The following is a 25,531-nucleotide window of genomic DNA, read 5'->3' on the forward strand; positions in this document are numbered from 1 at the left end:
AAGACGCGCCTCTTACCCTAGGGGATCTGTCTTGAAGCCGATCATTCGCAGCTTGGGCCATGCCCTGCCAAGCATTGCCTATCCCGCTTACCTGATGCGGACGGCGGCGTTTGCGCTGGCCACGATCGCGATCGGTCTGATCGCATCAGCGTCTGCCGCGGCGCAAGCGGCATTTGATCGTCCGGCTCTGCTGGCGCTTTCGAATGCAGACCTTGCCGAGGCCATTACGATGGCCGACCGGCATGTACTGATTGTGCGCCATGCCCGCAAGGTATCCGAGGACTGCAACGCGCTCGACTGTCCGTTGGGAGACGATGGCGAGGCGATGGTGGCGCGTCTCGACGCCTTGCTGGGGACGCCGGATTTTGACGCTGTATACTCGTCGAGCGCCTGCCGGACTTATGAAACCGCTCTAGCGGCTGGTCCTGTCGTTCAGCACGCCGCCGCGCCCAGCGCACGGGGTATGTGCGGTGGCGGCGTCGCCGAACGCGAGCGGGCCGACGCGCTCCAGGACGCTGTCGCAAGCAATGCGCGCTGGACGTTGATTGCCGAGCATTCCAATACGAGCTGCGGCTGGGTCGCGGCGATCGCCGGAGAAGCCGTTCTGGCGGACACGCCGTGCGATGGCGGCCAGCTGGCGTCGAGTGATTACGGCGATATTTTTTGGCTCTATCGCCAGGGTGAGGGTTGGCATCTCACGGTGCTCGAACGGGCGTTCGACGTTTCAGAGTGACGGCTTTTGCTCATGCGCCCGCTCATCCCACCGCCTGTCATCCTGATCTTTTTCATCGGCATTGCGTTGGGTTTGGACATCCTTTCACCGCTGGACTTTCTGACGCGGCAAGCGCGCCTGCCCTTGGTCATTCTGTTTGCCGGGCTTGGCATTATGGTCGCCGCGCTTGGCATTATGGCATTCCGGCGCCACCGCACCACAATTAATCCGCACCGGATCAATGAGGCGAGCGCTCTGGTGACTACCGGCATTTACCGGCTGACACGCAATCCGATGTATCTCGGCATGCTGCTCGTCCTGTTCGCGGTCGTTGCGTATACGGGAGACTTGATGACGCTGCTTGCGCCGATAGGTTTCATCGTGACGTTGAACCGCCTCCAGATCCGACCGGAAGAACGCGCTCTAGTGGCGACATTCGGTAATGCCTACTCGGCCTATTGCGACCGTGTACGGCGCTGGATTTAGACGAGCGGGTATTCAGCTTCGATCCGATACGGATTTTCGCCGAGCCCCTTCTGCCAGGAGGAGTAGAGATAGAACCGGTCCGCCTGCCAGACGGGTGTCCGGAACAAGGCGTGGCGCCGTTCGAAAGCCTTCACGCGATCCAGGTCCGTGTGGCCCAGATAAGCCATCGTGACATGGGGTTTGAAGCCGCGGCGCTCGGGCGCCAATCCGGCCCGGCGGGCGGCGCGTTCGCATTTCTCCGCCAAACTCTTCAATTGGGGATTGGGTGCGAGACCAAGCCAAATCGCGTGCGGATCCACGCCGCCGAAGCTGCCGGCGCCATGGATGGCGAGTTCGAAGGGCGCACAGCGGATTCGGCCGAGTTCGTGGTCGAGCTCCTCGGCGAGGCGTTCATCCATCTCACCAAAGAAGCGCAATGTGATGTGCATGGCGTCCGCCAGTCGCCATCGCGCGCCTGGGACCCCCTTTTGCAAGGCGGTCAGGCGATCCGCGATAAGCGGCGGAACCGGAAGGGCGGCAAATAAGCGTAGCGACATGTTGATCACATTGGCGCGGGCTGCAGATTTTTGAAGCCCAACACTCAGGAGGGATTCGGTTCGTGCCCGTCTCCCCTTGCCAGCCAAGCCGCCTGCCACGATATTCACAGCCAAAGGGTTGCGCCATCGCGGTGCGCCCCTCTTCGCGTTGAAAGGAAGAAAATCACCATGAATGACAGCTATCGTGGATATGGAAATGTTGCCGGCGCGATGGACATGTCCGTCGATGCCGGCCTGCGCGGCTTCATGCTCGGCGTCTACAACAAGCTGGGCATCGGGCTTCTCGTGTCGGGCCTGTTGGCGCTCGCGACCGCTTACGTGCCGGCGGTTCAGCAATTGTTTTTTGTGGTGCAAGCTGGCCAGCTCGTCGGCGTGACGCCGCTGGGCATGATCGTTCAATTCCTGCCTCTCGTGCTGATCTTCGGCTCGATGTTCTTTATGCGCAATCCGACCGCGTCGGGCAGCGGGCTCCTGTATTGGGCCGTTGTCGCCTCGATCGGTGCATCGCTGGGCGTCGTCTTCCTGATCTACACGTCGACGAGTATTGCGACGACCTTCTTCGTGACGGCCGCGGCGTTCGGTGGCCTGTCCCTGTGGGGGTATACGACCAAGCGCGACCTGTCGGGCATAGGCAGCTTCCTGATCATGGGGTTGATCGGCCTGATCATCGCGATGATCGTCAACATCTTCCTGCAAAGCGAGATGATGGCGTTCGTAATCTCGGCTATCGGTGTGCTGATCTTCTCGGGCCTGATTGCGTTCGATACGCAGCGCCTGAAAGCCACCTATTATGCGCTCGGTGGTGACCAGGCACAGATGGCTGTCGCGACCAATTTCGGCGCGCTGTCGCTGTACATCAACTTCATCAACCTGTTCCAGTTCCTGCTGATGTTCCTCGGCAGCCGCGAATAGGCCGATACCGCATAAGGTTGACGAAACCCCGGTCCTTGTGGCCGGGGTTTTTTCTGGCCGTCACTCGATCACCTGAAAACGGCGCTTGTCGAAGAATTTCAGCAGATTGGACAATTCGTGCCCGCGTTTCAGAATGGCCCCGCCGGGCGCCAGAATAGACCATGCGCCTTGCCGTTTTGCCTGCGCCGGCACTTTCTCGATGCGGTATAGCGGGAACTCGCTGGCGCGCCGGAATATCGAGAAAACGGCGCGATCTGCAATGCCGTCAATCGCGTAATCCTTGCACTCGCCGCTCATCACCAGCCGGCCATAGACCCGCAATATCGCGTCCAGCTCCGTTCGGTCGAACATGACGGGTAAGGTTCTGGCCGAACTGGATAATCCCCTCATACGCGAAACACGGCTCCCTGATTCTCGTGCGACTTACTGTGCCGCGTATTCGTTACGAAGTATTCACGCACTGCCACAAAGCCGTCAAATTTCGGTCTTGCGAAGGCCTCAACCTCGCCCGAGCTTTTCAGTCGTCGGCCGGGCGGTCAATTCAGTCTGCATGGTCCAGGTTTCAGACAGCCCCCCCAGCCCCCCGGATCAGCAGCCATTCTGCGCCGGCCGACACCCCATCCCTTTACCTTGCCGCCACGTCCATCTGGTCAAGCTGGGCGACGCAAGTTATCGCTATACGCCTACGCCATCTGACATCGGAGGTCGTCCGGCGCGCCATGCTGAGTGTTGATTCCGTCGTCAAGACGTTCGGACGCCGCCGAGCGGTGAACCGCGTATCGTTTGAATTGGCGGCCGGTGAGGTGCTCGGCTTTCTGGGGCCGAATGGAGCGGGCAAGACCACTGTGATGCGAATGATCGCCGGGCGGTTAGAGCCGGATGCCGGCACGGTCCGGGCCGGTGGCTTCGATATGGTCTCGGAACGGCGACGCGGACAGCGGCTTGTCGGTTATCTGCCGGAAGGCGCGCCAGCCTATCGGACAATGACACCACGCGAATTCGTCGGCTTCTGCCTCGCAACACGCGGCTGGACCGGAAAAACTTTGGCGGCCGCCCGGGATCGTGCGCTGGAACGCGCCCGCTTGGGCGACGCCGCAGATCAGCAGATCGGCACCTTGTCGAAGGGCTATAAACGCCGGGCGGCGCTGGCGGCCGCGATATCGCACGATCCGCCACTCCTGGTGCTGGATGAACCCACCGACGGGCTCGACCCCAATCAGAAACACGAGGTGCGCGCGTTGATCCGCGAGATGGCCGCCGACAAGGCGATTATCGTCTCGACGCACATTCTCGAAGAGGTTCCGGCTGTTTGCAGCCGGGTAATCGTCATCGCGGAAGGCGGCATTCTGGTGGATGAAAATCCGGATGAGTTCGCGAGCCGCGCGCGGACCGGACGGCTGGACGATGCCTTCCGGTCGCTGACGCGCCCGGTCAGACCGCAAGAGGCCGCCGCATGAGCGCCTGGCCGTCGGGATTTGCCGCGGTCTACCGGCGCGAGATGCGGGCCTGGTTCACAACGCCCCTCGCCTATGTGTTCCTGGCGGCTTTTGCGTTTGCAGCGCCGACCTTCGCGTTCAATATCGGGCGGTTTTTCGACACCAACAGAGCCGACCTCGCCCCCCTGTTTACCTACATGCCCTGGCTCCTGATGATCCTGATGCCGGCACTGGCGATGCGCGCCTGGGCCGAAGAACGCGATCGCGGGACGCTTGAAATCCTGTTGAGTCTACCGGTTTCGGTGGCGTCCGTCGCCCTCGCCAAATTTGCAGCCGCGTGGACGGTTGCCGGCGGCGCGCTGGTGTCGACCTTCCCGATGTGGATTGCCGTCAACTATCTGGGGTCCCCGGACAATCTGGCAATCGCAATTGCCTATCTCGGGGCTTTCCTTCTGGCCGGCGGATATCTGGCAATCGGGCAGGGCTTGTCGGCGGCGTCCGGCAGCCAAGTGACGGCGTTCGTGCTTTCCGTCCTCGCGGCGCTTCTGCTGACCATGGCCGGCCTGCCGCTGGTGACGGAAACCCTGTCGGGATCGGCGCCGGCATTCCTCGTTGAAGGTCTGGCCTATGCCAGCGTGCTGGAACGGTTTTCAGCCTTTGAGCGCGGCGTGGTCGGGCTGGCCGATCTGATTTATTTCGTCGCGCTGATCGCCTTGGGTGTTGCAGCCGGGGGGCTGCAAATCGGCGCCAGCCGTGAGGCCGGACGATGAGCCGCCGCGCGCATTTGGCAAGCTTGCTTGTGGCGCTGCTGGCGGGCTTTGCCGGACTCAACATGCTGGCCGCGCATCTTTTGGCCGATACCCGGGTCGATATCACTCAGGGTGGTCTTTACCGGTTGTCGGACGGCACGCGCGACATCATTGCCGAGACCGACGAACCAGTCCGGTGGACTTTCTATTATTCCCGCCGCACCGCGGCCGATTACCCGGAAATCCGGAGCTATGGCGCGCGCGTGCGTGGGCTATTGGAAAGCTATGTGCTTGCCGCCGACGGCCGGATTGCGCTCACCGAGATCGACCCGGCTCTGTTTTCGCGCGCCGAGGACGATGCGCTGGCGGCGGGGATAACTCCCGTTCCGGCGGGCGAAGGCGACCGGATATTTTTTGGCCTTGTCGCCGAGAACGCCGTGGATGACCGGCGTGTGATTGCTCAGTTCTCGGCGCAACGCGAAGCCTTGCTGGAATACGATTTGTCACGACTGCTGGCCGAATTGTCGCGAACGGCGGCCCGGCGCGTCGGTGTTCTGACCAGCCTGCCCATACGTCCAGATTTGCGCGGTGCGCGGCCGAGCCATGTGATCGACGAGATCGCAGCAGCATACGAGATCGCCTGGATCGACAGCAGTTTTTCCGCTCTTCCTGACGCCGACGCGCTGGTGGTCATTCATCCGCCGCGCTTGGCGGCAGACCAGATATACCAGCTCGATCAATTCGTTTTGCGTGGCGGACGGCTGATCCTGGCACTGGACCCCCTGGCGCTCGCCGCTTTCCGGGCGGGACCGGATGGCTTGCCGCCTCCCAATGCCCGCCGGTCGACCGGCCTGCCGGAATTGCTGTCGGCCTGGGGCGTCACAGTTCCTGAAGACGAAGTCGCCATGGATCGTGCGTTGGGCTTGCCGGTGCAGATCAACGAGGATGGCCGCAGCGCCATCCGTTCCTATCCGCTTTGGTTTTCCGCCGGTCCCGTGCAGCTGAGCGCCGAAGATCTGTCGACGGCCGATTTGCAGCGCGGCGTGAATTTCGGTTCGCCCGGTCACATCCGCTTGTCGCCGGTCGACGGGTTGGCCGTGCGCATTCTCGCGCAAACCAGTGAGGACGGCGCGCTGATTGCCACCGAGACCGCTGCGGGCAATCCGTCGCCGGCAGCCCTTCTGGCGGACTATGAGCCGGCCGAGCGTGCACCTGTGCTGGGAGTCCGGCTCAGCGGGCTGTTCCCGAGTGCGTTTCCCGACGGTGCACCCGCGCAGCAACCGGATGACCATCTGCCGATTTCCGCCCGGTCCGGCGACGTTGTGGTTATGGCCGACGTGGACTGGCTCGATGATCCGTATTTCCTGCGCGAGGATCCGGCTTTCGGGCTTTCGATCGTGGCGGACAATCCGGGGTTTCTGCTGAATCTGATCGACCTGGCCGTGGGCGACCCGGCATTGCTCGAGTTACGCTCCCTGCCAATCTCTGCACGCCCAATGACCCGTGTTGAGTCTTTACGAGCTGCCGCCGCAGCGGCCTATTCGGATGAACAGGCGGCTCTGGAGGCGAGGGCCGAGGTCATCGACGCCGAATTGGACGCGCTTTTGTCCGGTCGCCCGCCGACCGACGGTGCGGACACACCGCTCGAGACCCGAATAACGCAATTACAGGCGGAAATGTCAGAAGCCCGAAACCGTCTGCGTGCGATCGAGCGGAGTTTTCGGCAGGATATTGACCGTCTTGAGTCGGCGCTCCGCTTCTGGACGCTGTGGATGCCACCCCTGATCATTCTCCTGACCGGGCTGGGGATCAGCATCTGGCGCCGCCGCAGGACGTTGTCATGACCGCTACCCTGATCCGGCGGCGGCAAGCCCTTATCGCGCTTGGTGTGGCGGTGCTGCTCCTCGTGTCTGGCCTGTCGGTCGCCTTCTGGCGGACCGGCGACAGCATCAGCCCGCCGCCCGCAACCCTGACCCCACGTCTGCCGGATGATCAAGCCCTGGTCTTCGAGATGGAGATCGAATCGCCCGCCGAACGGATCCTATTGTGGCGGGGATTGCAGGGTTGGATTCTGGTTTCCCACGAGGGGTTTCCTGCGGATTCCGACCTTGCCGGCCGATTGATTGCGGCGATCGCCGCGCTTGAGCCGATTGGCGAACGAACGCGGCGTCCGGCTCGCTATGACGCGCTGGGTCTGGGCGATCCCGATAGGCCCGATGGCGGCACGCGGTTGGTGATGCGCGATGGCAATGAGCGGGTGCTTGCTGATCTGATCATCGGCCGGCAGCGGCCAGATGGCCGCCTCTATATCCGGCAGACCGGTAGTCCGGAAAGCTGGCTGGTCAGCGGCTTCGTTCCGGAGGTCGCGTCTGCGGCGCAATGGATGGAGCTGGACTTCCTGGCATTGGGGCGCGCCGCCATACGGGAGGCGTGCGTATTGCCGGAACGCGGAGCCGGTTATTGTTTGCGGCGGCCGAGCCTGAGCTCAGAAAGCTTCGACATCGTGTCTCCGAATGGCTACCGCCTTGTATCGCGGGGCGCGGGCGATGGCGTTGCAACAACGCTGGCCCGCGTCCGCTTCCGTGATGTCCGGCCGGCGCGCGACATCCGCGGTCCGCGCGATGCCGAACACCGGATCACGACGGTGAACGGCCTTGAGCTCACGGTATCGGTTTTCCGGGAGGATAACGGATACTGGGCCCGGCTCGTCGCCGTCGCACAAAGCGACGCGGCCCGCGAAATGGCGGTGGCGATCAATGACCGCGCTGATGGCTGGGCTTTCCTGATGAGCGATCTGACCGTCGACCGTTTGATACGGCCCCTGCCGGGGTTGGCGGTGCAGGTGAGCGAACCGCCGCGAGAATAGAAAGCCGTCATGCAGCTCAACCAGATCACCCTGAATGTTCGCGACATCGCGGAATCGCGAAACTTCTATCTGTTGCTGGGGTTCCGCCTGTTGGTCGACAGCCCGCATTATTGCCGGTTCCTTGCGCCTAACGGCGATACGAGCTTCTCGATCCATGTTTCCCAAACGGTCGAGACCGGTGGTGCGACGCTTTATCTCGAGAGCGAAGATATGGACGCCGATTTCTTCAAGCTGTCGGCCGCCGGGATTGCGTTCGATACGCGTCCGGCAGACCAGGGCTGGCTCTGGCGGGAAGCAGAGTTCCGGGACCCGGACGGGCATCGATGGAAACTCTATCATGCCGGGAAGAACCGGCTCGATCCGCCCTGGCGTGTGAAAGACGGCTAGTCCGCGTCAGCCTGCATCGAACGCTGGAAATCGGCGACCGCGTATACCGGTCCACCCGCACCGCCTTGAATAATCATCACACCGGCCAGGCCGTCGGGCAATGCCGCGCCATAGCTGTCCGGACCCGCCTGCCACTCGCCGAGCTCGAACAGCGCAGTGACGGGATTGTAGACGCGGATTTCGCGGCCGGCATTGCGACCGCCTTCGATGGCGACGGTTCGCCAGCCCGGCACATAAGCAGCGAGATAGACGGTGGCGGGCTCCTGAGCCGGCACGCCGCCATCGATATCGATCGTGAAATTGCCCTCGCCATGATGCTCGACATCGATCTCGATGGAATCGGTGAGCGTCATGCGGCGGTTCGCAATCTGCGACAACAGCCCGTCAGGTTCCGAGCCGCCGGCTTCCGATGCTCCATCGATCACGAATTGCGGCGTGTATATCCGGGCCAGGTCGAGGCGGGACTTGTAGGCGCGTTGGCGGTCCGTGAATTCCGGCCGGGCATAAGTATCGGACCATCCATAGATGTCCCAATAATCGACGCTGAAGCTCAGTGCGATAACGTCCTCGCGGGTATCCAGGCGCCCGAGATACTCGTTCGCCGCAGGACAAAGCGGGCATCCCTGGCTGGTGAATAATTCGATGAGGACGGGGCGCGCGGGCGCATTCGCCGGTTCGTGGGCCGGACCGGTGAGCGTCATTGCGAAAAGGAGGCTGATCAGGGCGTTGATCATAATTCCTAGATAGTGTTGCCCCTGATGACCCGCGAATCACAACGGCGTGACGTTCTGGCACGAATTTTCGCGGCAATTGAACCTTTTGCAGCTCTATACCGACTTAACGCGCAAGAGAACAGACGGGAAAGTTGGCGTGGCGCAACCCGAAACCTCGCGGATCCTCGATGAATATCTCATCCTGTCGGCCATGGCCGGCAGCCGGCTGGCGTCGGGCAGGCTCGCCCAGCGCTGGTATCCGCGCTATCTGCGCACCGCGCGGCGTATCTTGGGCGAGCCGGATCTTTCCGAAGACGCCGTACAGGACGCCTGGATCGCGATCTGCGGCGGCTGGACATCCCTGTCGGACCCGGCGAAGTTTCCAGCTTGGTCGTTTGGCATTCTGTCGCGCAAATGCGCGGACATTCTGCGAAAACGCGTGCGGGACCGTTCGCGCTATGCCGACGGTGAAAGCGATGCGGCGTCCGCAACAGCGAACGACGCCGAAAACCGTATGGCCATTCATGAAGCCTTTGGTGCGCTTGGCCCTGACCACAGGATCGTTGCCACCCTGTTTTTCGGCGAGCAACTCAGCCTCGCCGAGATTGCCGTCGCGACAAAAGTGCCTGTGGGCACCGTCAAGTCGCGGCTTTTCCATGCTCGCCGCCAGCTGAAGGCGGCGTTAACCGGGAGTGAAACCCATGAGTGATTTCAACACGACGCTCAACCAGGCCCTGACCGAGGACGAGGAGAGCTTCCTGCGCCGGCTCGATGACGAACCCGGCCTGTTCGAGCAATTGGGCAATACCTTTCAGGGCAAGCTCAAATTCTGGACCGCCTACGCCTTCGTCATGTCGTTCGTGATCTTTATCGCGGCAATCTATTGCTTCTGGCAGCTGCTAAATGCCGAAACGACACGCGGACTCATCCTGTGGGCCACCGGTACCTGGTGCCTGCTACTTTCCGTTGGCCTGACCAAGATCTGGTTCTGGATGCGCATGAACCACATCGCCATGCTTCGCGAGATCAAGCGCATCGAGCTTTATCTCGCGAAGAATGACCCGGTCTAGCGTGCGGAAAGCGGACTGAAATCAGCCCACAGCCAGGCGCCGCAGAACGTAGTGAAGGATGCCGCCATTGCGGTAGTATTCCAGCTCGTTTTCGGTATCGATCCGCGCCCGCGCCTTGACGGTCTCGGTGCGGCCGTCGGCGAAGCTGATCGTAACATCCAGGATCTGGCGCGGTTTCAGCGTGTCGATGCCTGAGATCGACACCTGTTCGTCGCCGGTCATCCCCAGCGTTTCCCAGCCCGTGCTTTCGAACTGAAGCGGCAGGACGCCCATGCCGATCAGATTGGACCGGTGAATACGCTCGAAGCTCTGCGCGATAACGGCTTGGACGCCGAGCAGGCGCGTGCCCTTCGCCGCCCAGTCGCGCGAGGATCCCGTGCCGTACTCCTTGCCGCCGATGACGACGAGTTGCGTGCCTTCCGCCTTGTAGGCCATGGCTGCCGTATAGATGTCGTCCTTTTCGCCTTCCGGCCATTTCTTGGTGAAACCGCCTTCGAGCCCGTCGAACATGCGGTTCTTGATCCGGATATTGGCAAAGGTGCCGCGCATCATCACTTCATGATTGCCGCGGCGCGATCCGTAGGAGTTGAAGTCGCGAGGCGCGACCTGGTGTTCCTGCAGATAGGTCCCCGCCGGGCTGTCGGCCTTGATCGATCCGGCCGGCGAAATGTGGTCGGTGGTGATGGAATCGCCGAACAGGCCGAGAATGCGGGCGTTCGAGACATTGCCGGGCGCCGTGGCCTCCATGCTCATGCCGTCGAAATAGGGCGGGTTCTGGATATAGGTCGAGGTGGTGTCCCAGTCATAGGTCTGACCGCCCGTGACCTCGATATTCGCCCAGATGTCATCGCCCTTGAAAACGTCAGCATAGCGCGAGGCGAACATTTCCGGCGTTACGGCCGAGCGGACCGCTTCCGCGATTTCCGCATTGCTCGGCCAGATTTCCTTGAGGAAGACCGGCTCGTTCTCTTCGTCATAACCGATCGGCTCATTGTAGAGATCGATGTTCATTGATCCGGCAATGGCGTAAGCAACGACCAGGGGCGGCGAAGCCAGATAATTGGCGCGCACGTCGGGGCTGATCCGGCCTTCGAAATTGCGGTTGCCGGAGAGCACAGAGGTGGCGACAAGGTCGCCTTCCTTGATCGCCTTGGCGATCGGCTCGGGCAGCGGGCCGGAATTGCCGATACAGGTCGTGCAGCCATAGCCGACGAGCTGGAATCCCAGAGCGTCGAGATCGTCCTGCAGGCCCGCCTTGGCGAGATAGTCTGTGACGACCTGTGAACCCGGCGCCAGCGACGTCTTGACCCAAGGCTTGACCTTGAGGCCGCGTTGCAGCGCATTGCGGGCCAAAAGGCCGGCGCCGAGCATGACGGACGGGTTCGATGTGTTGGTGCAGGAGGTGATCGCCGCAATCACGACATCTCCATGGCCCAGCGAGTATTTCGTACCTTCGACTTTGGCGCGCTTGTGCGCCTCGGACATCTTGTCGAATTCCTCGTGCAGCGTCATCGCGAACGCATCGGCGGCATTGTCGAGCGGAACGCGGTCCTGCGGACGTTTAGGTCCGGCGAGCGAAGGCACGACCGTCGACAGGTCGAGTTCGAGCGTGTCGGTGAACACCGGGTCTTCGTCATAATCCGGGCGGAACATGCCCTGCGCCTTCGAATAGGCTTCAACGAGCTTGACGCGTGCGGGATCGCGGCCGGTATCTGTCAGATAGGTCAAGGTTTCATTGTCGACCGGGAAGAAGCCGCAGGTCGCGCCGTATTCCGGAGCCATATTGGCAATGGTGGCTTCGTCAGCGAGCGAGAGATGATCAAGGCCGTCGCCGAAGAATTCCACGAATTTGCCGACCACACCCTTCTTGCGCAGCATCTGAACGACCATCAGCACAAGGTCGGTGGCGGTCGCGCCTTCCGGCAACTCGCCGGTCAGCTTGAAGCCGATCACTTCGGGGATCAGCATGGAGACCGGCTGGCCGAGCATGGCGGCCTCGGCTTCGATACCGCCGACACCCCAGCCCAGGACCGACAAACCGTTGACCATGGTGGTGTGGCTGTCCGTTCCGACCAGCGTGTCCGGATAGGCGACGGTTTCGCCGTCTTCGTCCTTGGTCCAGACGGTCTGGGCGAGATATTCGAGATTGACCTGGTGGCAGATGCCGGTGCCCGGCGGCACAACGCGGAAATTATCGAATGCGCTGGCGCCCCATTTCAGGAATTTGTAGCGCTCGCCATTGCGCTCGTATTCGCGTTCGACATTGCGCTTGAACGCGTCGGCAGATCCGAACACGTCGACCATCAGCGAGTGGTCGATCACCAGATCGACGGGAACCTGCGGATTGATGCTCTCCGGATTGCCGCCGAGTTGTTTCACTGCGTCGCGCATGGCCGCCAGATCGACCACGGCCGGCACGCCTGTGAAATCCTGCATCAAAACGCGCGCCGGGCGATAGGCGATCTCGGTGGTGGACTTGCGTTCGCGTACCCATTTCGACATGGCCTCGATATCGGAGCGGGTGACGGTCGTCCCGTCCTCGTTGCGCAGGAGATTCTCGAGCAGCACCTTCAAGGACGCCGGCAACCGCGAAACACCGTCCAACCCGTTCTTCTCGGCCGCTTTGAGGTCGAAATAGACATAGGTCTTGCCATCGACATTCAGTTCGCGGCGGCATTTGAAGCTGTCGAGTGAGGCCATCGGGGAGTTTCCTTATCGGGTTATCGCGCGCCCGTATATCGTGTGGCGGCAGGTGTGTTTGCGCGCGTTTTAGACGCAGTGGCGGGAGGCTGCAATGCGTCCGTGACGTGATCGCGGCTTGACCCGCTTCTCCGCACGGGCGAAATCGCTCCCGATGACCGCCGGGGCCTTCTCTCCCAATCCTCTTGATGCGAGGGCGATTACGCTTCAGCGCGGGGGCATTCCGCTTATCGAGAATCTTTCGTTGACCGTGCAACCGGGCGAGGCGGTGGTTCTGCTGGGCCGCAATGGCGTCGGCAAAACGACATTCCTGCGGGCATTAGCCGGTGTCCTCCGCCCCGCCGGCGGCGGTGTATACTACGGCGATACGCCCGTAAGCGAAGCGGCGGCACGGTCCTGCGCCCTTCTCGGTCACGAGAATGCCTTGAAGCCTGACGAGACGCCGCGGCAAAGCCTGACTTTCTGGTCGCGCTTGGCGGCTTCGCCGATATCGATCCAAGAAGCATTGACGGCAATGGGCTTGCGCGCGCTTGCGGACCGGCCGACCCGCCGCCTCTCGCAAGGCCAGAAACGCCGCGTGGCGCTGGCGCGCTTGCTGGTGCTCGACAGGCCCGTCTGGCTGCTGGATGAACCCGCTGCGCCGCTGGATTCCGATGGCCGGCAGCGCCTGTCCGATATCGTGATGGCGCATCGTGCCCGCGGCGGCCTCGTGATTGCCGCCACGCACCAGACGCTGGACTGGCCGGATGCCCGGACGCGGGAATTGGTCCGATGAGGTCGGCTTCACTCTTCTGGCGGGAAGCCAGGCTTGCCCATGCTGGCGGTGGCGGACCGGCTGCCCCGGCCGCGTTCTTTATTGCGTGCCTCACGCTGGCGCCGCTGGCGGTCGGCCAGTCGCCGGCGACCCTGCTTGCGGCAGGTCCCGGCCTGATCTGTTTCACCGCCTTGCTCGCCGTTCTGCAGGGCGCGGAGCGGCTTTTCGGCGAGGATGTCACCGACGGGACGCTGGAAGCTTATGCGCTGTCCGGTCTGCCGCTGTCGCTGATCGCGCTTGCGAAGGTCCTCGGCGTGGCCCTGGCGACGCTTTGGCCGCTGCCGCTGATCGGGCTGGCGGCGGCGCTTTCCTACGGATTGCCGCTGCCTGCGGCCGGTTTCCTGACTTTGGCGCTGGCTGCCGCCATTCCCGGATTGTCGCTCGCGGTTGCAATAGCGGCGGCGCTTTCCGCCGGAGCGCGGCGAAGCGGGCTGGTCATTGCCCTGATCGCAGCGCCGTTGACCATCCCCTTGCTGGTGTTCGCGGCCAGTGCGGGACGCGCATCGCTCGTCGCAGATCCAGCTGCAGGTGCAAACTTATTGCTGACCTGTGCCGTCAGTCTGTTCTTAATCGCCCTGGCGCCGTTCGCCATATCGGCGGCGCTCAAGGCTCGTCTGGAATAGGCGAACGGCCTGTGCTTTGATCCCGGGCATGCGATACCTGTCTGCCTGCCTGCTCTGGCTGTCTTGCCATCTGCCCGCCCTTGCGCAGGCGGACATGACGCGGATCGTGGCCCACGCGCCGGGCCTCTATGACATCGAAGTCCGTTTCGATCCCGCATTGGCCGAATTCAGCGACATCCATTCCGCACTGCTGGCTGATGAGCTGGAAGGCGTATCGGAACTGGCGCAGCTGGCGATTGCCGATCATGCCCGCTGGCTCGCTGACGCCCCGGAATGGAGCTGGAACGGTTATTTCAGCTCGACCGAAATCCGTGTCGCCTTCGCTGGGCAGGGGGTGATCAGCCTTTCGCGGGCAACAAATTATTATACGGGCGGCGCGCATCCCAATCAGGGGTTGGCGCCACTGCTGACACGTGATGCGCGTTACGAGCCGGTCGAACTGGCGGCGCTATTCGCCGACCCGGCAATCGACTCTCCTGCGATGACGGCGCTGTTCTATGCGGTCTATCGCGAACTGATGGCTTTGAAGCGCGAACGGCTAGGCGACGATTTCGACGAATCCATGGAGCGCGAGACCTGGATGGCGTCGCTGGCTGCCGATCCCGAGGCTTTTCCCGGATTCACGCTCATTCCCAACCGGTCAGGCGATGCCGCAGCGGGACTGATGTTCCTATTCGAACCTTATCATGTCGGCTCCTACGCCGAGGGCAGCTACGAAGTGCCGGTTCCGCTGTCGGTTTTCGCAGATTTTCTGGCGGCGGACTGGGCCGATGTCTTTGAAGGCTTGCCGGAACTCGACGTTCTGACTGCTCCCGGGGATGAGCTGGAACCCATTGTGTCCAGCTCCAGCGAATAGGAGTGCGGCAATAGAGACCTTGTTCGCACGCGCTGCGCGGGCTAACGCCTAGCCAGACATGTTCAGCTATCTCGCTAATCCGAAACGCTTCGAGGCGTTCGCGCGCATCGCGATCCCGATCTGTGGCTGGGCCGCGCTGGCTCTGATCGCCGTGGGCTTGTGGTTCGGCCTTGTCGCTTCGCCGGTGGACCGCTTCCAGGGCGACACGGTGCGGATCATGTATGTCCATGTGCCGTCCGCCTGGCTGGGGCTCGCGCTCTATTTTGCGATGGGCATCGCCAGCCTGATCTACTTCATCTGGCGGCATAATCTGGCTGATGTGGCGGCCGTGGCGATTGCGCCCGTTGGCGCGGTGTTTGCGGCGCTCTGTCTCGCGACGGGCTCGATCTGGGGCCAGCCGACCTGGGGCACCTGGTGGGTGTGGGACGCGCGGCTGACCTCGATGTTGATCCAGTTCCTTCTCTTCCTCGGCTATATCGCGCTTCGCGCCGCGATCGAGGACGACCGCCTAGCGGCACGGTCCGGCGCTATCCTCGCGATGGTCGGGCTGATCAATCTTCCGATCGTGCGGTTTTCGGTGGAATGGTGGGATGGCCTGCTGCACCAGGGCGCGACCGTGTTTCGCGCCGATGGTCCGTCCATTCATGGCAGCCAACTTTTGCCGCTGGGCCTGATGGCAGTCGGGTTCAGCCTGCTGGCGGCCTGGATGGTTTTATACCGGATGCGGAGCGCGATTATGGCGCGTAAGGCTTGCAACCTTCAACGGATCCGCGAGGCGAAGGCATGAGCGGCGTAATTGAGCCCGGGGCCTATATGGGCTTTGTGTGGTCGGCTTATGCGCTGACGGCGCTGGGCGTCGCAGGGCTGATCGCTTTTATCCTGCTGGAACGGCGGCGGGCCGAGCGGCACCTGGCGCGCGAGGAAGACGAGGCCGAGCAATGAACTGGCTGCGCCTGGTACCTGTGGCCGTCCTCATCCTGACCGCCGGCCTTTTGGCTTTCGTTTTGCTGACCCGCGATGAGCCGACGCAAACCGATCGGCTGATCGGCGAGGCGCTGCCGGCTTTCTCTCTCGACGCGGCAGATGGCCACGCAGGCTTTTCGCCGCAGTCTTTGCGTGGCGAAGCCTATCTGCTCAATGTCTGGGGCTCGTGGTGTCCGCCCTGCGAGGTCGAACATCCGGTTCTGATGTCGCTGGCAGCTGAGGGCATACCGATCTACGGGATTGCCTGGCGCGACACGAATGAGAGCGCCAACGGATTCCTGGCACGGCTCGGCAATCCTTTTAGTGGCGTCGTACTCGATCCTGCCGGAGCGGCAATCATCGAGCTGGGCGTGACAGGGGCGCCTGAAACCTTTGTGGTGGACGCCGACGGAGTCATCCGTGCGCGTTGGGCCGGACCGCTGACCGATGAGGTGGTGGCAAGGGTGATCCGCCCAGCGCTCCAGGCCGGCCCCAGCCGCTAGTCTCCGGACTTCTTTTTCGCCTTTTTCTTGGCTTTCTTCTTGGCCTTCTTCTTGGCTTTTTTCTTGGCCTTCTTCGCGGCTTCCTTGAGCTTTTTCTTCTCGGCTTTCTCGCGGGCCTCGTCTTCTTCGATGGTCAGAGCGATCCGGCTCAATGTGACCAGAAAACTCTTGCGCTTGTTTTTCGGCAAGGAAGACAGGATGGCGTGATCGGCTGACCGCGCGCCCGGCAAGGCCCGACCGAATATGGCACGGCCTTCCTCGGTCAGGAACACGGCGTTTGCCCGGGCATCGCCGGCGACGTTTTCACGCCGCAAGAGCCCGCGACCGACCATGCGTGAGACCAGCTCGGCGAGGGTTGATCGGTCGATCCCGGTTTCTTTCACGAGATCGGTCTGCGTCAGCCCTTCGCGGGCCGCGGTGGCGGCCAGAACGGCAAATTGGCGCTGGGTCAGCTTGTCGCCGGTCGACAGATTCTTGGCGAAACGTTCAGCAGCAAATTGCTGAGCCCGGTGGAGGAGGTGACCCGGGGATTCGGTCAACGCGAATTCGGTTTCCTCGCCCATATCTAGTCCCACCCTGGCTAGAGACCCTCAAACTCTAGCCAAGAAGTGTCACGGATCAATGACATTCGTCCGGCTACGGAAAATCTGTTTACGCCGCGGATTCCGATTCTTCCGATTGGCTCTCGATCTGATGGCGGAGAAGGATCGGAATGTTGGCCAAAGCGAAGCCAAAGGTCAGGGCCATGATGACCAGCTTGCCGTTGGCCCAGAAACTCTCACTCCAGGAAAGGCTTTCAATCCAACGCGAGGATTCAAGAACGACGGAATTGTCGATATGGCGCCACAGAAATTCGTTGAATGCTGCGAGAAACTGGAAGAATAGCGCCCAGCGCACACCGAGGATCCACCAGATCCGGTCCGGGAGCTCGAAGATCGATCCGAACAGCGCCTTCCAGACATTGAACCCGAACGCAAAGCAGCCAAGAATCACGAATGAATACAGCAGGTTGATGATTGTCGGTTTGATGTAAACGAAGATCGGATCCTGCAGGTAGATCGTCATGCCACCAAAGGCGAGCACGATCACCGCCGAAATCACGAGCAGGGGCGGGAAGCGTTTCTGGATGAGCCCCGCATGGGCCAATGCGATGGTCACCCCAATCATGAAGGTTCCGGTGGCCCAGTAGATCGCCTGATCCCCGACGACATTGCGGCCGACATTATAGACAATGATGAAGGCGATGACCGGGCCCACATCGGTGAGCAATTGCGCACCCTGTCCCGCCGTCTTCTTGGCCTGACTCATAAACTGCCTCCTCGTTTCTATCCGGCTTGGAGCATTACGAGTCCCGCGGCAAGAAGGATTGCCAGAAGAATTCGTCGGCTGCCAAAGGGCTCTTTCAGAACGAGAGCGGCGAGGACCGCACCGAACACGACGGAGGTCTCGCGCATGGCTGCCATGGGCGCGACCGGGGCGATGGCCAGCGCAAACAAGGCAAATCCGTATGACGCTGCGCCGACCAGACCCGCGACACAACCACGCCTGAGTTCTCGACGGGCGATCAGCGGCCATTGCCGGCCGCGCCGCACCAGAGCGGCGATTGTTATCGGCCAGCAGGTGAGCGCGAAAAACCAGGCGAGATAGCTGATCGCATTGCCGGTCGCACGTACGCCGGAGGCATCGTTGACGGAATAGAGCGCGGTCATGCCGGCAGCGATGAGCGCGAAAGCCAGCGCCTTGGCTTTCGGAATGCGCGACGAGTCCGGCCAGGCGAAACCGATTATCGCCAATGTTGCGATGCCCAGACCGGTGATCTCGACGAGGTTCAACTGCTCGCCGAGCACAATCACCGCCGCCAGGCCAGCCAGCGCCGGTGCGGCGCCGCGCATCACAGGGTAGACGAGGTTCATGTCGCCGCGCTCGAAGGCGGCGATCATCACCATCTGATAGCAGAAATGGATCGCCACGCCGGCGATCAGGAAGGTCCAGGCTTCTGCGGGCGGCAGCGGAAACAGGACAAGCGCCGGCGAGACCAGCACCGCCGCAGTCAGCATCAGCACGGAACGGAAGACCAGCTTGTCCTCCGCCTGCTTGGTCAGAAGACCGACAAAGCTGTGAAAGAAGGCGGACGCCAGCATGGCTGCTGCGCCCAGCCACTCCATGGTCACGCCTCGTCCAGTCCGGCGATGGCGCGCGAATAGGCGCGGGCGTTGAAGGTCTGGAGATCGTCAATGCCTTCGCCAATGCCGATCGCGTGGATCGGGAGGGCAAATTTTTCGGCGACTTGCACCAGCGCCCCGCCTTTGGCGGTGCCATCCAGCTTGGTCATGATCAGGCCGGTCACATTTGCCGCTTCGCGGAAGGCTTCGGCTTGGGACAGGGCATTCGAGCCCACCGTGCCATCGAGGACCAGGATCACCTTGTGTGGCGCGGCCTCGTCGACTTTCTTAAGAACGCGGACGATTTTGCGCAGCTCGTCCATCAGCTCGGTCCGGTTCTGCAGGCGTCCAGCGGTATCGATTAAAACCGCATCGAGACCCTCCCGTTTGGCGCGCTGGACTGCATCAAAGGCGAGGCCGGCGGCATCCGAGCCGATATCGCGTATCTCAACGGGAAGACCGGCGCGTTCGCCCCATACGGAAATCTGTTCCACGGCGGCGGCGCGGAATGTGTCGCCCGCGACCAGCAGACAAGACTGGCCATCGTGCTTCATGCGCGCGGCAATCTTGCCGAGCGTCGTGGTTTTGCCGGAGCCGTTGACGCCGACGAACAGCACGACTTCCGGCTTGGCCCCGCGGCCAATCTCCAGCGGCGCTTCAAGCGGGGCAAGCGTTTCGGCGATGGTCTCGGCGAGCGCGGTCCTTACTTCCTCGTCAGTGATCTCTTTCTCGAAGCGGTCGCGGGCCAGCCGGTCGGTGACGCGCATAGCGGTCGCGGTCCCGAGGTCGGCAGCGATGAGCGCGTCTTCGAGCTGTTCCAGTGTTTCGGCGTCGAGCTTCTTCTTGGTGAAAACGGCGGTAACGCTGTCGGCGATGGAGGTCGATGACCGTCGCAGGCCGGCGGTCAGCCGGGAAAAAAAACCCGGCTTTTTCGGGGAGTCCCTTTCGCTCACGCCGGTTCTCCCAGGAGGTTGGCGCCGGACCGCCCGGTGATGCGCAGGGGGAGCATGGCGCCAGCACGCGCGGTGATCTTGCCGACCTTGATGCCGGCGAAATTCGGCGCCCGCGCAAAGCCGGGTTTTTCGACCAGCCCCAGCTGCAGGCTGCCGATCATTCCGTCCAGATGACGGTGAAGGGCGGTCTCGGCCTTTTCGCGCAATTGCGCGGCGCGCGCCTTCACCACATGCCGATCAAGCTGCGGCATGCGTGCCGCCGGAGTTCCCGGGCGCGGCGAAAAAGGGAAGACGTGCAGATAGGCGAGCTCGCACTGGTCGACGAGATCGAGCGTGTCGGCGAACATGGCGTCGGTCTCGGTCGGAAAGCCGGCGATCAGATCGGCGCCGAGTGCGATCTCCGCCCGCGCCGCTTTGAGGCGTTGGCAAAGCGCAATGGCATCGCCGCGCAGATGGCGGCGCTTCATGCGCTTGAGGATCATGTCGGACCCGGCCTGCAGGGACAGGTGCAAATGCGGCGCGATGCGATGATCGCCGATGACGGCGTCGAACAGGGCGTCGTCGATCTCGATCGCATCGATGGAGGACAGGCGCAGCTGCGGCAGGTCCGGGCATTGCGACAGGATGGATTGAACCAGGCGGCCAAGCTTGGGCGTGCCGGGAAGGTCAGCCCCCCAGCTGGTCAAATCTACACCGGTGAGGACGACTTCCTGGAAACCGTTGCCGACCAGCGTCTTCACCTGCTCAACGACATCGCCGGCGGGGACTGATCGGCTGTCGCCGCGGCCGTAGGGGATGATGCAGAAGGTACAGCGGTGATCGCAGCCGGTCTGGACCTGGACGAAGGCGCGGGCGCGGCCATCGAGCCCGTCGACCAGATGACCGGCGACTTCACGAACCTTCATGATGTCGGAGACGCGGGTCTTGGCTTTGCCACCGAGCAGCACGTCGGGACGGAAGGTCTCGGCTTTCATCTTGTCGTCATTGCCGATCACGCGGGTCACTTCCGGCATGGCGGCGAACTCGCCGGGATCGATCTGGGCGGCACACCCGGTGACGATGATCGGCTTGTCGGGATTGGCACGGCGGGCGCGGCGAATGGCCTGGCGGGCTTGGCGCACGGCTTCATTGGTGACCGCGCAGGTGTTGACGATGATCGCGCCTTCGAGCCCTGCGGCCTCGGCGTGGCCGCGCATGACCTCGCTCTCCCAGCTGTTCAGCCGGCAACCGAACGTCATCAGTTCGTTCGTGCCCTGATCGGCCGGGGCCGCTGGCGTGGTGTGAACATCCTGGTCGGACATAAGGCCGCCTAAGTGGGGAAAAGCATCGGCGCGGTCAAGCAAGCTCCACTTCGCCCTCAAGCTCGACCGGTCCCTCCAGCCAGACATGATTGTCGTCGTGCCAGTCGATCTGCAGCGTGCCGCCATCGACTTCCACTGTGCAGATGCGCTCCAGCAAACCCTTTCTGTGTCCGGCGACAACTGCAGCGGCTGCGCCTGTGCCGCAGGCGAGCGTGAGCCCCGTGCCGCGTTCCCAGACGCGCAGGCGAATATGGTTGGCTGCCCGTACCTGCATGAAGCCGGCATTGACCCGCTCGGGGAAAAGCGGGTCTGTTTCGATGCGTGGCCCCAGGGTCTTGATCGGCAGATCATCGAGGGTGTCGACGACGAATACCGCGTGCGGATTTCCCATCGATACGGCGCCGGGGCGATCGAGCCGAAGGCCGCCGAGCTCAATCGTGTAGTCCAGCCCCACCGTGTCCATCTCACGCGAGAGCGGAATATCGCGCCAGCCGGTCCGGGCTTCGCCGAGATCGACCCGCATTCTGAAACCGTCGGTGCGAATGGTCTCCGTGATGCCGTAATCCGCTTCGAGCCAGGCCGATGCCGACGATTTGTCTTCCGTCAGATACCATCCGGCACATCGCGCACCATTGCCACAAGCGCCGACCTCGCTGCCGTCGCGGTTCCAGATTCGGTAGCGCGCATCGGCTTTCTCGCTTGATTCAAGCTTGAGCAGCTGATCGAAACGGTGCGTGCGCCCCCAACGGGATATCCGCTCCGGTGCGATGTCCACGTCGTGCCCGCGGGCGTCGACGAGCAGGAAAGCATTGCCGGTCCCGTTCATCTTCAAGGCGCGCATGACAGAGTCCTTACTGGGATTAAGCTTGAATCGCAGGCGGGCCGCGCTAGGGATAACGCCAGCCATATTTGTGGAGCGAACCCTATGCTGCAACGCTTTTTGACCGCGACGGCCGCCGGTGCCCTGCTGGTCGCCTGTTCCGAGCCGGCCCAAGAGACCTCCGAGACCGACATGACGGACGCTGCCGAAACAATGCCGGAAGATACGTCCGCAACACGCGATATTGTCGAGATCGATCCGGCCAATGATGCGCGGGTGTGGCTTGAAGAGGTTGAGGGCGAACAGGCTCTGGAGTGGGTTGAAAGCCAGAACGATCGGACTTTCGCGCAGCTCCAGGGCGATCCACGCTATCAAGATCTCTACGACGCGGCCCTCGAAGTCTATCAGAGCAATGACCGCATCCCGTACGGCTCCTATCAGAACGGTTTTGTCTGGAATTTCTGGCGTGACGCCGACAACACGCATGGCCTGTGGCGGCGCACCAGCCTGGACAGCTATCTGTCCGACAATACCGAGTGGGACGTTGTGCTGGATCTTGACGCGGTCGCCGAAGAGGAAGGTGTGAACTGGGTCTGGCAAGGTGCCAACTGCCTGGGCCCCGATTATACACGCTGCATCGTCACGCTATCGGACGGCGGTCAGGACGCTTCGGTACGCCGCGAATTCGATCTGGAGTCGCGCACTTTTATCGAGGACGGGTTTGTTTCGCCGGAAGCCAAGGGCGGCATGAGCTGGGTTGACGAAGACACCGTGCTGTTCGGTTTTGCGACCGATGACGAGAATTCGACGACATCCGGTTATCCCGTCGCGGTTTACCGTTGGGAGCGCGGAACGGCGATTGAAGACGCCACAGAAGTGCTGCGCGGCGACCGTGAGGATGTCGGCCTCTTTGCCTTCCGCGTGGAAGACAATGCCGACAATGTCTACATGATGGCGTCTGAAGCGGACACATTCTTCGAGACGACCTGGTGGCATCTGCCGGCCGAAGGCGAGCCGATGTCGCTGCCGATCCCGGCCCGGTCGTCGCTGACCGGCCTCTATAACAATCAGCTTCTGTTCACGCTGGAAGAGGAATGGGACCGCGGAGAGGGCGAGACCTATCCGCAGGGCGCCCTTTTGTCGTTCGATATGGGCGAGTTTGCCGAGAGCGGCGAGATCGGGGCTGTTGCGACGGTCTTCGTGCCGGGAGCGCGGCAATCCATCGGGGGTGTCGGCGTTTCCGGTGGCACGGTGCTGATCCAGATCGACGACAATGTCACGGGCCAGCTCTGGCGCTTCGATTTCGACGGATCGGAATGGTCTTCGATCCGGATCGAAACCCCCGAAAACATGACGCTGGGCCTTTTTGGCACCAGCCCGCACCATGATCTGGCCTTCCTCAATGCCGAGGGCTTCCTGACACCGGACTCGCTTTATGTGGTCGATGCGGATGCGGGTTCCGTAGAGGCGGCTGATTCAATGCCGGCCTGGTTCAATGGCGACGATCTGATCGTCGAGCAGATGGAAGCGGAATCCGCTGACGGCACGATGATCCCGTATTTCATCGTGCGCCATCGCGACACCGAGATGAACGGATCGACACCGACGCTGCTGTATGCCTATGGCGGTTTCCAGGTCTCGATCCAGCCGAGCTATTCGGGTGTGCGGGGCCGGCTATGGCTGGAGCGGGGCGGCGCTTACGTGGTCGCCAATATCCGCGGCGGTGGCGAATTTGGTCCGGCCTGGCACCAGGCGGGGCTGATGATGAACCGCCAGCGTATCTATGACGATCTGATCGCAGTCGCGGAAGACCTGATAGAGAGCGGGTTGACCAGCTCGGAGCGTCTGGGCGTCTATGGCGGTTCGAATGGCGGCCTGTTGACCGGTGTGATGTATACGCAGCGCCCGGATCTGTGGGGTGCCGTTGTCTCGGCCGTGCCGCTGCTCGACATGCTACGCTATCACACGCTGCTGGCCGGCGCGTCTTGGATGGGCGAATACGGTGATCCGAACGATCCGGACGAGGGCGGCTTCTTGCGGACGATCTCACCCTATCACAATGTCGATGCCAGCGGCGACTATCCGCCGATCTATCTCTACACGTCGACCAAGGATGACCGTGTGCATCCGGGCCATGCGCGCAAGTTCGCCCACCTGTTGGAGGAACTCGGCCACGACTATCTGTACTATGAGAACACGGAAGGCGGGCACTCCTCGGCGGCCAATCTGGCCGAAAGTGCGCGGCGGGATGCATTGCTCTACACCTTCCTCAGCCAAGAGCTGATGGACGAGTAAGGCGCTTCGTCTGAAGTTGAAATCGCCCCCGGCTCTCACAGCCGGGGGTTTTTCTAGACGAGGCCTTTGAGGCTTTCTGCAATCAGCCGCGCTTCGGCTTCCCGGGCCGATCCCTTACGCCACGCCATGCCGATCTCACGGCCAATGACGGCAGGTGTAAACGGCCTTACGACAAGCTCGAGTCCGTCCGTAACCCCCCCTTCAACGGCCAGCCGCGGCAGGAGGGTGGCGCCCAGCCCGGACTTCACCATCTGCGCCAGAGTGTGAAGGCTGGTGGCGGCGAAGTCGGAACGTGAGGACGCGGCCGAACAGACCGCAAGCGCATGGTCGCGGAGGCAATGTCCATCCTCGAGCATCAGCAGCTTTTCATCATTCAAGTCGCTGGCGGTGATTCTATCACGCTTGGCGAGGGGATGATCCGGTGCTGCGGCGAAGAGAAATTCGTCCGCTCCTACGGCGACGCTTTCGATCCCGGGCGCATCATACGGCAGGGCAATCAGCGCAGCATCGAGGTTGCGGGCGCGCAGGCCATCCAGCAAACGCTCCGTCAGGTCCTCGCGCAGGTAAAGCTGCAATCGGCTGTGGGCCTTCGACACAACAGGAAGCAACCGCGGCAAGAGGAAGGGCGCGATCGTCGGGATGACACCGAGGCGGAAGGGACCGCTTAATGGTTCGCCGGCGGCGCGGGCGGCCTGCACCAAATCCTCAGCCTCGGCCAACGTGTTCCAGGCGCGCGCGACAGCGGCTTCGCCTGCGGGTGTCAGGGTGGTGCCGCGCGCCCCGCGCTCGACAAGTGTCACACCGAGTGTGGCTTCCAGTTCCTTAATCGCTGCGGACAGGGTGGGCTGGGTGACATGGCACGCTTCGGCGGCGCGGGAGAAGTTGCCCTCGTCAGCCAAAGTCACCAGAAACCGCAACTGGCGAAGGGTTGGAAGTTGGGTGTTCATTGGCCATTGATATAAACTATGTCAATCCAAAAAACAATTCATTTGATTTATGAAATTGGCACTCTCATATCCGCGGCGTTCGAGGGGCATGCGCCCCGTAAACATAGAAAAACAAAGAGGTCAGACATCATGATGGGAATAGGCGAAAAGCTGCCGGAATTTGAAGTGACGGGCGTCAAGCCGGGCTTCATGCAGCACGAAGAGAATGGTGAGAGCGCGTTCCAGGCGGTAAATCAGGACAGCTTCGAGGGCAAGTGGAAGGTTATCTTCTTCTATCCGAAGGACTTCACTTTTGTGTGCCCGACCGAGATCAAGGCATTCGCCGATCTGAACGGCGATTTCGACGATCGTGACGCCGTCGTGCTCGGCGGTTCGGCCGACAATGAATTCTGCAAGCTGGCGTGGCGCCGCGATCATGCGGATCTCGAAAAACTGCCGATCTGGCAGTTTGCCGACACGACCGGCTCGCTCATTGACGCTTTAGGTGTGCGTTCGGACAAAGGCGTACCGCTGCGCGCGACATTCATTGTCGATCCGCATAATGTGATCCAGCACGTCTACGTCACCAATCTGAATGTCGGCCGGAACCCGGAAGACACGCTGCGGGTTCTCGACGCCCTGCAAACCGACGAACTCTGCCCGTGCAACCGCGCTGTGGGCGGAGAGACTCTGGCCGCGTAACCCATCGCGACCTGACCGGGGGCACGCCGGGCCACCTCCCCCCAGA

At 62.2% G+C, this 25,531-nt stretch carries 29 protein-coding genes and 1 pseudogene; 19 read left to right on the plus strand and 11 right to left on the minus strand.

What is annotated here, in order from left to right:
* Positions 1 to 31 precede the first annotated feature (31 nt).
* Together ACO08C_RS08145 and ACO08C_RS08150 are read left to right on the plus strand one after the other, a co-directional pair.
* Positions 32 to 733 (plus strand): histidine phosphatase family protein, encoded by a 702-nt coding sequence (locus ACO08C_RS08145; protein WP_421784755.1) that lies wholly within the window; start codon positions 32 to 34, stop codon positions 731 to 733.
* 12 nt (positions 734 to 745) lie between these two features.
* Positions 746 to 1,198: a methyltransferase family protein gene (locus ACO08C_RS08150; RefSeq protein WP_421784757.1), complete on the plus strand. Its 453-nt coding sequence runs from the start codon at positions 746 to 748 to the stop codon at positions 1,196 to 1,198.
* On the opposite strand, the gene thpR is transcribed toward ACO08C_RS08150, so the two are convergent.
* Positions 1,195 to 1,734 carry an RNA 2',3'-cyclic phosphodiesterase gene (thpR, locus tag ACO08C_RS08155; RefSeq protein ID WP_421784759.1) on the minus strand — a complete coding sequence of 180 codons (540 nt, stop codon included), beginning with the start codon at positions 1,732 to 1,734 and terminating at the stop codon, positions 1,195 to 1,197. The genes ACO08C_RS08150 and thpR overlap by 4 nt on opposite strands.
* Before the next feature lie 168 nt (positions 1,735 to 1,902).
* On the opposite strand from thpR, the gene ACO08C_RS08160 reads away from it, so the two are divergent.
* The gene (locus tag ACO08C_RS08160) at positions 1,903 to 2,646 is read left to right on the plus strand and encodes a Bax inhibitor-1/YccA family protein (RefSeq protein WP_421784761.1); all 744 of its coding nucleotides are present in this window, start codon (positions 1,903 to 1,905) and stop codon (positions 2,644 to 2,646) included.
* Positions 2,647 to 2,706: 60 nt separating this feature from the next.
* Here ACO08C_RS08160 and ACO08C_RS08165 read toward each other — a convergent pair whose 3' ends face one another.
* The gene (locus ACO08C_RS08165) at positions 2,707 to 3,036 is read right to left on the minus strand and encodes a DUF2794 domain-containing protein (protein ID WP_421784763.1); all 330 of its coding nucleotides are present in this window, start codon (positions 3,034 to 3,036) and stop codon (positions 2,707 to 2,709) included.
* Positions 3,037 to 3,443: 407 nt separating this feature from the next.
* Here ACO08C_RS08165 and ACO08C_RS08170 point away from each other — a divergent pair.
* The 6 genes and pseudogenes from ACO08C_RS08170 to ACO08C_RS08195 all read left to right on the plus strand — a co-directional run.
* Positions 3,444 to 3,785 (plus strand): annotated as a pseudogene (locus ACO08C_RS08170) (ATP-binding cassette domain-containing protein); the annotation flags it as partial.
* The gene (locus ACO08C_RS08175) at positions 3,762 to 4,103 is read left to right on the plus strand and encodes an AAA family ATPase (RefSeq protein ID WP_421788672.1); all 342 of its coding nucleotides are present in this window, start codon (positions 3,762 to 3,764) and stop codon (positions 4,101 to 4,103) included. The pseudogene ACO08C_RS08170 and the gene ACO08C_RS08175, both read left to right, overlap by 24 nt.
* The gene (locus ACO08C_RS08180) at positions 4,100 to 4,852 is read left to right on the plus strand and encodes an ABC transporter permease (protein ID WP_421784765.1); all 753 of its coding nucleotides are present in this window, start codon (positions 4,100 to 4,102) and stop codon (positions 4,850 to 4,852) included. The genes ACO08C_RS08175 and ACO08C_RS08180 overlap by 4 nt, the downstream gene beginning before the upstream one ends.
* Positions 4,849 to 6,675, plus strand: a complete 1,827-nt coding sequence (locus ACO08C_RS08185; protein ID WP_421784767.1) for a Gldg family protein — start codon at positions 4,849 to 4,851, stop codon at positions 6,673 to 6,675. Before ACO08C_RS08180 ends, ACO08C_RS08185 begins: the two co-directional genes overlap by 4 nt.
* Positions 6,672 to 7,697, plus strand: coding sequence for a DUF4340 domain-containing protein (locus ACO08C_RS08190; RefSeq protein WP_421784769.1), 1,026 nt, complete (start codon positions 6,672 to 6,674; stop codon positions 7,695 to 7,697). The genes ACO08C_RS08185 and ACO08C_RS08190 overlap by 4 nt, the downstream gene beginning before the upstream one ends.
* Positions 7,698 to 7,706: 9 nt before the next feature.
* Positions 7,707 to 8,084, plus strand: coding sequence for a VOC family protein (locus tag ACO08C_RS08195; RefSeq protein WP_421784770.1), 378 nt, complete (start codon positions 7,707 to 7,709; stop codon positions 8,082 to 8,084).
* Here ACO08C_RS08195 and ACO08C_RS08200 read toward each other — a convergent pair.
* The gene (locus ACO08C_RS08200) at positions 8,081 to 8,818 is read right to left on the minus strand and encodes a DUF1223 domain-containing protein (protein WP_421784772.1); all 738 of its coding nucleotides are present in this window, start codon (positions 8,816 to 8,818) and stop codon (positions 8,081 to 8,083) included. The two genes, ACO08C_RS08195 and ACO08C_RS08200, sit on opposite strands and share 4 nt — an antisense overlap.
* A 136-nt stretch (positions 8,819 to 8,954) precedes the next feature.
* Here ACO08C_RS08200 and ACO08C_RS08205 point away from each other — a divergent pair, with 136 nt between their 5' ends.
* A complete protein-coding gene (locus ACO08C_RS08205) occupies positions 8,955 to 9,506 on the plus strand; it encodes an RNA polymerase sigma factor (protein WP_421784774.1) in 552 nt (183 codons plus the stop codon).
* Positions 9,499 to 9,867, plus strand: coding sequence for a DUF6768 family protein (locus ACO08C_RS08210; RefSeq protein ID WP_421784775.1), 369 nt, complete (start codon positions 9,499 to 9,501; stop codon positions 9,865 to 9,867). The genes ACO08C_RS08205 and ACO08C_RS08210 overlap by 8 nt, the downstream gene beginning before the upstream one ends.
* Positions 9,868 to 9,888: 21 nt before the next feature.
* On the opposite strand, the gene acnA is transcribed toward ACO08C_RS08210, so the two are convergent.
* Entirely contained in the window at positions 9,889 to 12,567 is a 2,679-nt protein-coding gene (acnA, locus tag ACO08C_RS08215) for an aconitate hydratase AcnA (protein WP_421784777.1), read from the minus strand.
* Between the two features lie 244 nt (positions 12,568 to 12,811).
* Here acnA and ccmA point away from each other — a divergent pair, with 244 nt between their 5' ends.
* From ccmA to ACO08C_RS08245, 6 genes are read left to right on the plus strand one after another with little or no spacing between them, the layout of a single operon-like run.
* Entirely contained in the window at positions 12,812 to 13,342 is a 531-nt protein-coding gene (gene ccmA / locus ACO08C_RS08220; protein ID WP_421784779.1) for a heme ABC exporter ATP-binding protein CcmA, read from the plus strand.
* Positions 13,339 to 14,004, plus strand: a complete 666-nt coding sequence (locus ACO08C_RS08225) for a heme exporter protein CcmB (protein WP_421784781.1) — start codon at positions 13,339 to 13,341, stop codon at positions 14,002 to 14,004. The genes ccmA and ACO08C_RS08225 overlap by 4 nt, the downstream gene beginning before the upstream one ends.
* 28 nt (positions 14,005 to 14,032) lie before the next feature.
* Positions 14,033 to 14,860, plus strand: a complete 828-nt coding sequence (locus ACO08C_RS08230; protein WP_421784782.1) for a hypothetical protein — start codon at positions 14,033 to 14,035, stop codon at positions 14,858 to 14,860.
* Positions 14,861 to 14,918: 58 nt separating this feature from the next.
* On the plus strand, positions 14,919 to 15,647 hold the full coding sequence (locus ACO08C_RS08235) for a heme ABC transporter permease (RefSeq protein WP_421784783.1): 729 nt from the start codon (positions 14,919 to 14,921) through the stop codon (positions 15,645 to 15,647).
* Positions 15,644 to 15,802 (plus strand): heme exporter protein CcmD, encoded by a 159-nt coding sequence (gene ccmD / locus ACO08C_RS08240; RefSeq protein WP_421784785.1) that lies wholly within the window; start codon positions 15,644 to 15,646, stop codon positions 15,800 to 15,802. The genes ACO08C_RS08235 and ccmD overlap by 4 nt, the downstream gene beginning before the upstream one ends.
* Complete coding sequence (locus ACO08C_RS08245; protein ID WP_421784786.1) at positions 15,799 to 16,326, plus strand: DsbE family thiol:disulfide interchange protein; 528 nt, start codon at positions 15,799 to 15,801, stop codon at positions 16,324 to 16,326. The genes ccmD and ACO08C_RS08245 overlap by 4 nt, the downstream gene beginning before the upstream one ends.
* Here ACO08C_RS08245 and ACO08C_RS08250 read toward each other — a convergent pair.
* The 6 genes from ACO08C_RS08250 to dapF all read right to left on the minus strand — a co-directional run bounded on the left by ACO08C_RS08250 (position 16,323) and on the right by dapF (position 21,583).
* Entirely contained in the window at positions 16,323 to 16,889 is a 567-nt protein-coding gene (locus ACO08C_RS08250; protein ID WP_421784788.1) for a MarR family winged helix-turn-helix transcriptional regulator, read from the minus strand. The two genes, ACO08C_RS08245 and ACO08C_RS08250, sit on opposite strands and share 4 nt — an antisense overlap.
* Before the next feature lie 88 nt (positions 16,890 to 16,977).
* Positions 16,978 to 17,634 (minus strand): inner membrane-spanning protein YciB, encoded by a 657-nt coding sequence (locus tag ACO08C_RS08255; RefSeq protein WP_421784790.1) that lies wholly within the window; start codon positions 17,632 to 17,634, stop codon positions 16,978 to 16,980.
* A gap of 17 nt (positions 17,635 to 17,651) precedes the next feature.
* On the minus strand, positions 17,652 to 18,491 hold the full coding sequence (locus ACO08C_RS08260) for an EamA family transporter (protein ID WP_421784792.1): 840 nt from the start codon (positions 18,489 to 18,491) through the stop codon (positions 17,652 to 17,654).
* A gap of 2 nt (positions 18,492 to 18,493) precedes the next feature.
* Positions 18,494 to 19,441 (minus strand): signal recognition particle-docking protein FtsY, encoded by a 948-nt coding sequence (gene ftsY, locus ACO08C_RS08265; protein ID WP_421784794.1) that lies wholly within the window; start codon positions 19,439 to 19,441, stop codon positions 18,494 to 18,496.
* Positions 19,438 to 20,742 (minus strand): tRNA (N(6)-L-threonylcarbamoyladenosine(37)-C(2))-methylthiotransferase MtaB, encoded by a 1,305-nt coding sequence (gene mtaB / locus ACO08C_RS08270; RefSeq protein ID WP_421784796.1) that lies wholly within the window; start codon positions 20,740 to 20,742, stop codon positions 19,438 to 19,440. The genes ftsY and mtaB overlap by 4 nt, the downstream gene beginning before the upstream one ends.
* A 34-nt stretch (positions 20,743 to 20,776) precedes the next feature.
* Complete coding sequence (gene dapF / locus ACO08C_RS08275) at positions 20,777 to 21,583, minus strand: diaminopimelate epimerase (RefSeq protein ID WP_421784798.1); 807 nt, start codon at positions 21,581 to 21,583, stop codon at positions 20,777 to 20,779.
* A gap of 84 nt (positions 21,584 to 21,667) precedes the next feature.
* Between dapF and ACO08C_RS08280 the strand changes: the two genes are divergently transcribed.
* On the plus strand, positions 21,668 to 23,857 hold the full coding sequence (locus ACO08C_RS08280; protein WP_421784799.1) for a prolyl oligopeptidase family serine peptidase: 2,190 nt from the start codon (positions 21,668 to 21,670) through the stop codon (positions 23,855 to 23,857).
* A gap of 53 nt (positions 23,858 to 23,910) precedes the next feature.
* On the opposite strand, the gene ACO08C_RS08285 is transcribed toward ACO08C_RS08280, so the two are convergent.
* Positions 23,911 to 24,804, minus strand: a complete 894-nt coding sequence (locus tag ACO08C_RS08285; RefSeq protein WP_421784800.1) for a hydrogen peroxide-inducible genes activator — start codon at positions 24,802 to 24,804, stop codon at positions 23,911 to 23,913.
* 129 nt (positions 24,805 to 24,933) lie between these two features.
* Here ACO08C_RS08285 and ACO08C_RS08290 point away from each other — a divergent pair, with 129 nt between their 5' ends.
* Complete coding sequence (locus tag ACO08C_RS08290; RefSeq protein WP_421784802.1) at positions 24,934 to 25,485, plus strand: peroxiredoxin; 552 nt, start codon at positions 24,934 to 24,936, stop codon at positions 25,483 to 25,485.
* Positions 25,486 to 25,531: the final 46 nt, after the last annotated feature.

Origin of the sequence: Hyphobacterium sp. (assembly GCF_965229905.1) — a bacterium.
In the GTDB taxonomy this organism is placed as follows: Bacteria; Pseudomonadota; Alphaproteobacteria; order Caulobacterales; family Maricaulaceae; genus Hyphobacterium.

What these genes read in the sequence shown, in the direction of transcription:
- ccmD (WP_421784785.1), top strand. Translation starts at nt 15,644, where the DNA reads ATGAGCGGCGTAATTGAGCCCGGGGCCTATATGGGCTTTGTGTGGTCG.
- ACO08C_RS08245 (WP_421784786.1), top strand. Translation starts at nt 15,799, where the DNA reads ATGAACTGGCTGCGCCTGGTACCTGTGGCCGTCCTCATCCTGACCGCC.
- ACO08C_RS08230 (WP_421784782.1), top strand. Translation starts at nt 14,033, where the DNA reads ATGCGATACCTGTCTGCCTGCCTGCTCTGGCTGTCTTGCCATCTGCCC.
- ACO08C_RS08225 (WP_421784781.1), top strand. Translation starts at nt 13,339, where the DNA reads ATGAGGTCGGCTTCACTCTTCTGGCGGGAAGCCAGGCTTGCCCATGCT.
- thpR (WP_421784759.1), bottom strand. Translation starts at nt 1,734, where the DNA reads ATGTCGCTACGCTTATTTGCCGCCCTTCCGGTTCCGCCGCTTATCGCG.
- ACO08C_RS08195 (WP_421784770.1), top strand. Translation starts at nt 7,707, where the DNA reads ATGCAGCTCAACCAGATCACCCTGAATGTTCGCGACATCGCGGAATCG.
- dapF (WP_421784798.1), bottom strand. Translation starts at nt 21,583, where the DNA reads ATGCGCGCCTTGAAGATGAACGGGACCGGCAATGCTTTCCTGCTCGTC.
- ACO08C_RS08235 (WP_421784783.1), top strand. Translation starts at nt 14,919, where the DNA reads ATGTTCAGCTATCTCGCTAATCCGAAACGCTTCGAGGCGTTCGCGCGC.
- ACO08C_RS08165 (WP_421784763.1), bottom strand. Translation starts at nt 3,036, where the DNA reads ATGAGGGGATTATCCAGTTCGGCCAGAACCTTACCCGTCATGTTCGAC.
- ACO08C_RS08150 (WP_421784757.1), top strand. Translation starts at nt 746, where the DNA reads ATGCGCCCGCTCATCCCACCGCCTGTCATCCTGATCTTTTTCATCGGC.
- ACO08C_RS08290 (WP_421784802.1), top strand. Translation starts at nt 24,934, where the DNA reads ATGATGGGAATAGGCGAAAAGCTGCCGGAATTTGAAGTGACGGGCGTC.
- acnA (WP_421784777.1), bottom strand. Translation starts at nt 12,567, where the DNA reads ATGGCCTCACTCGACAGCTTCAAATGCCGCCGCGAACTGAATGTCGAT.
- ACO08C_RS08280 (WP_421784799.1), top strand. Translation starts at nt 21,668, where the DNA reads ATGCTGCAACGCTTTTTGACCGCGACGGCCGCCGGTGCCCTGCTGGTC.
- ACO08C_RS08250 (WP_421784788.1), bottom strand. Translation starts at nt 16,889, where the DNA reads ATGGGCGAGGAAACCGAATTCGCGTTGACCGAATCCCCGGGTCACCTC.
- mtaB (WP_421784796.1), bottom strand. Translation starts at nt 20,742, where the DNA reads ATGTCCGACCAGGATGTTCACACCACGCCAGCGGCCCCGGCCGATCAG.
- ACO08C_RS08200 (WP_421784772.1), bottom strand. Translation starts at nt 8,818, where the DNA reads ATGATCAACGCCCTGATCAGCCTCCTTTTCGCAATGACGCTCACCGGT.
- ACO08C_RS08285 (WP_421784800.1), bottom strand. Translation starts at nt 24,804, where the DNA reads ATGAACACCCAACTTCCAACCCTTCGCCAGTTGCGGTTTCTGGTGACT.
- ACO08C_RS08160 (WP_421784761.1), top strand. Translation starts at nt 1,903, where the DNA reads ATGAATGACAGCTATCGTGGATATGGAAATGTTGCCGGCGCGATGGAC.
- ACO08C_RS08210 (WP_421784775.1), top strand. Translation starts at nt 9,499, where the DNA reads ATGAGTGATTTCAACACGACGCTCAACCAGGCCCTGACCGAGGACGAG.
- ACO08C_RS08180 (WP_421784765.1), top strand. Translation starts at nt 4,100, where the DNA reads ATGAGCGCCTGGCCGTCGGGATTTGCCGCGGTCTACCGGCGCGAGATG.
- ACO08C_RS08260 (WP_421784792.1), bottom strand. Translation starts at nt 18,491, where the DNA reads ATGGAGTGGCTGGGCGCAGCAGCCATGCTGGCGTCCGCCTTCTTTCAC.
- ACO08C_RS08185 (WP_421784767.1), top strand. Translation starts at nt 4,849, where the DNA reads ATGAGCCGCCGCGCGCATTTGGCAAGCTTGCTTGTGGCGCTGCTGGCG.
- ACO08C_RS08255 (WP_421784790.1), bottom strand. Translation starts at nt 17,634, where the DNA reads ATGAGTCAGGCCAAGAAGACGGCGGGACAGGGTGCGCAATTGCTCACC.
- ACO08C_RS08190 (WP_421784769.1), top strand. Translation starts at nt 6,672, where the DNA reads ATGACCGCTACCCTGATCCGGCGGCGGCAAGCCCTTATCGCGCTTGGT.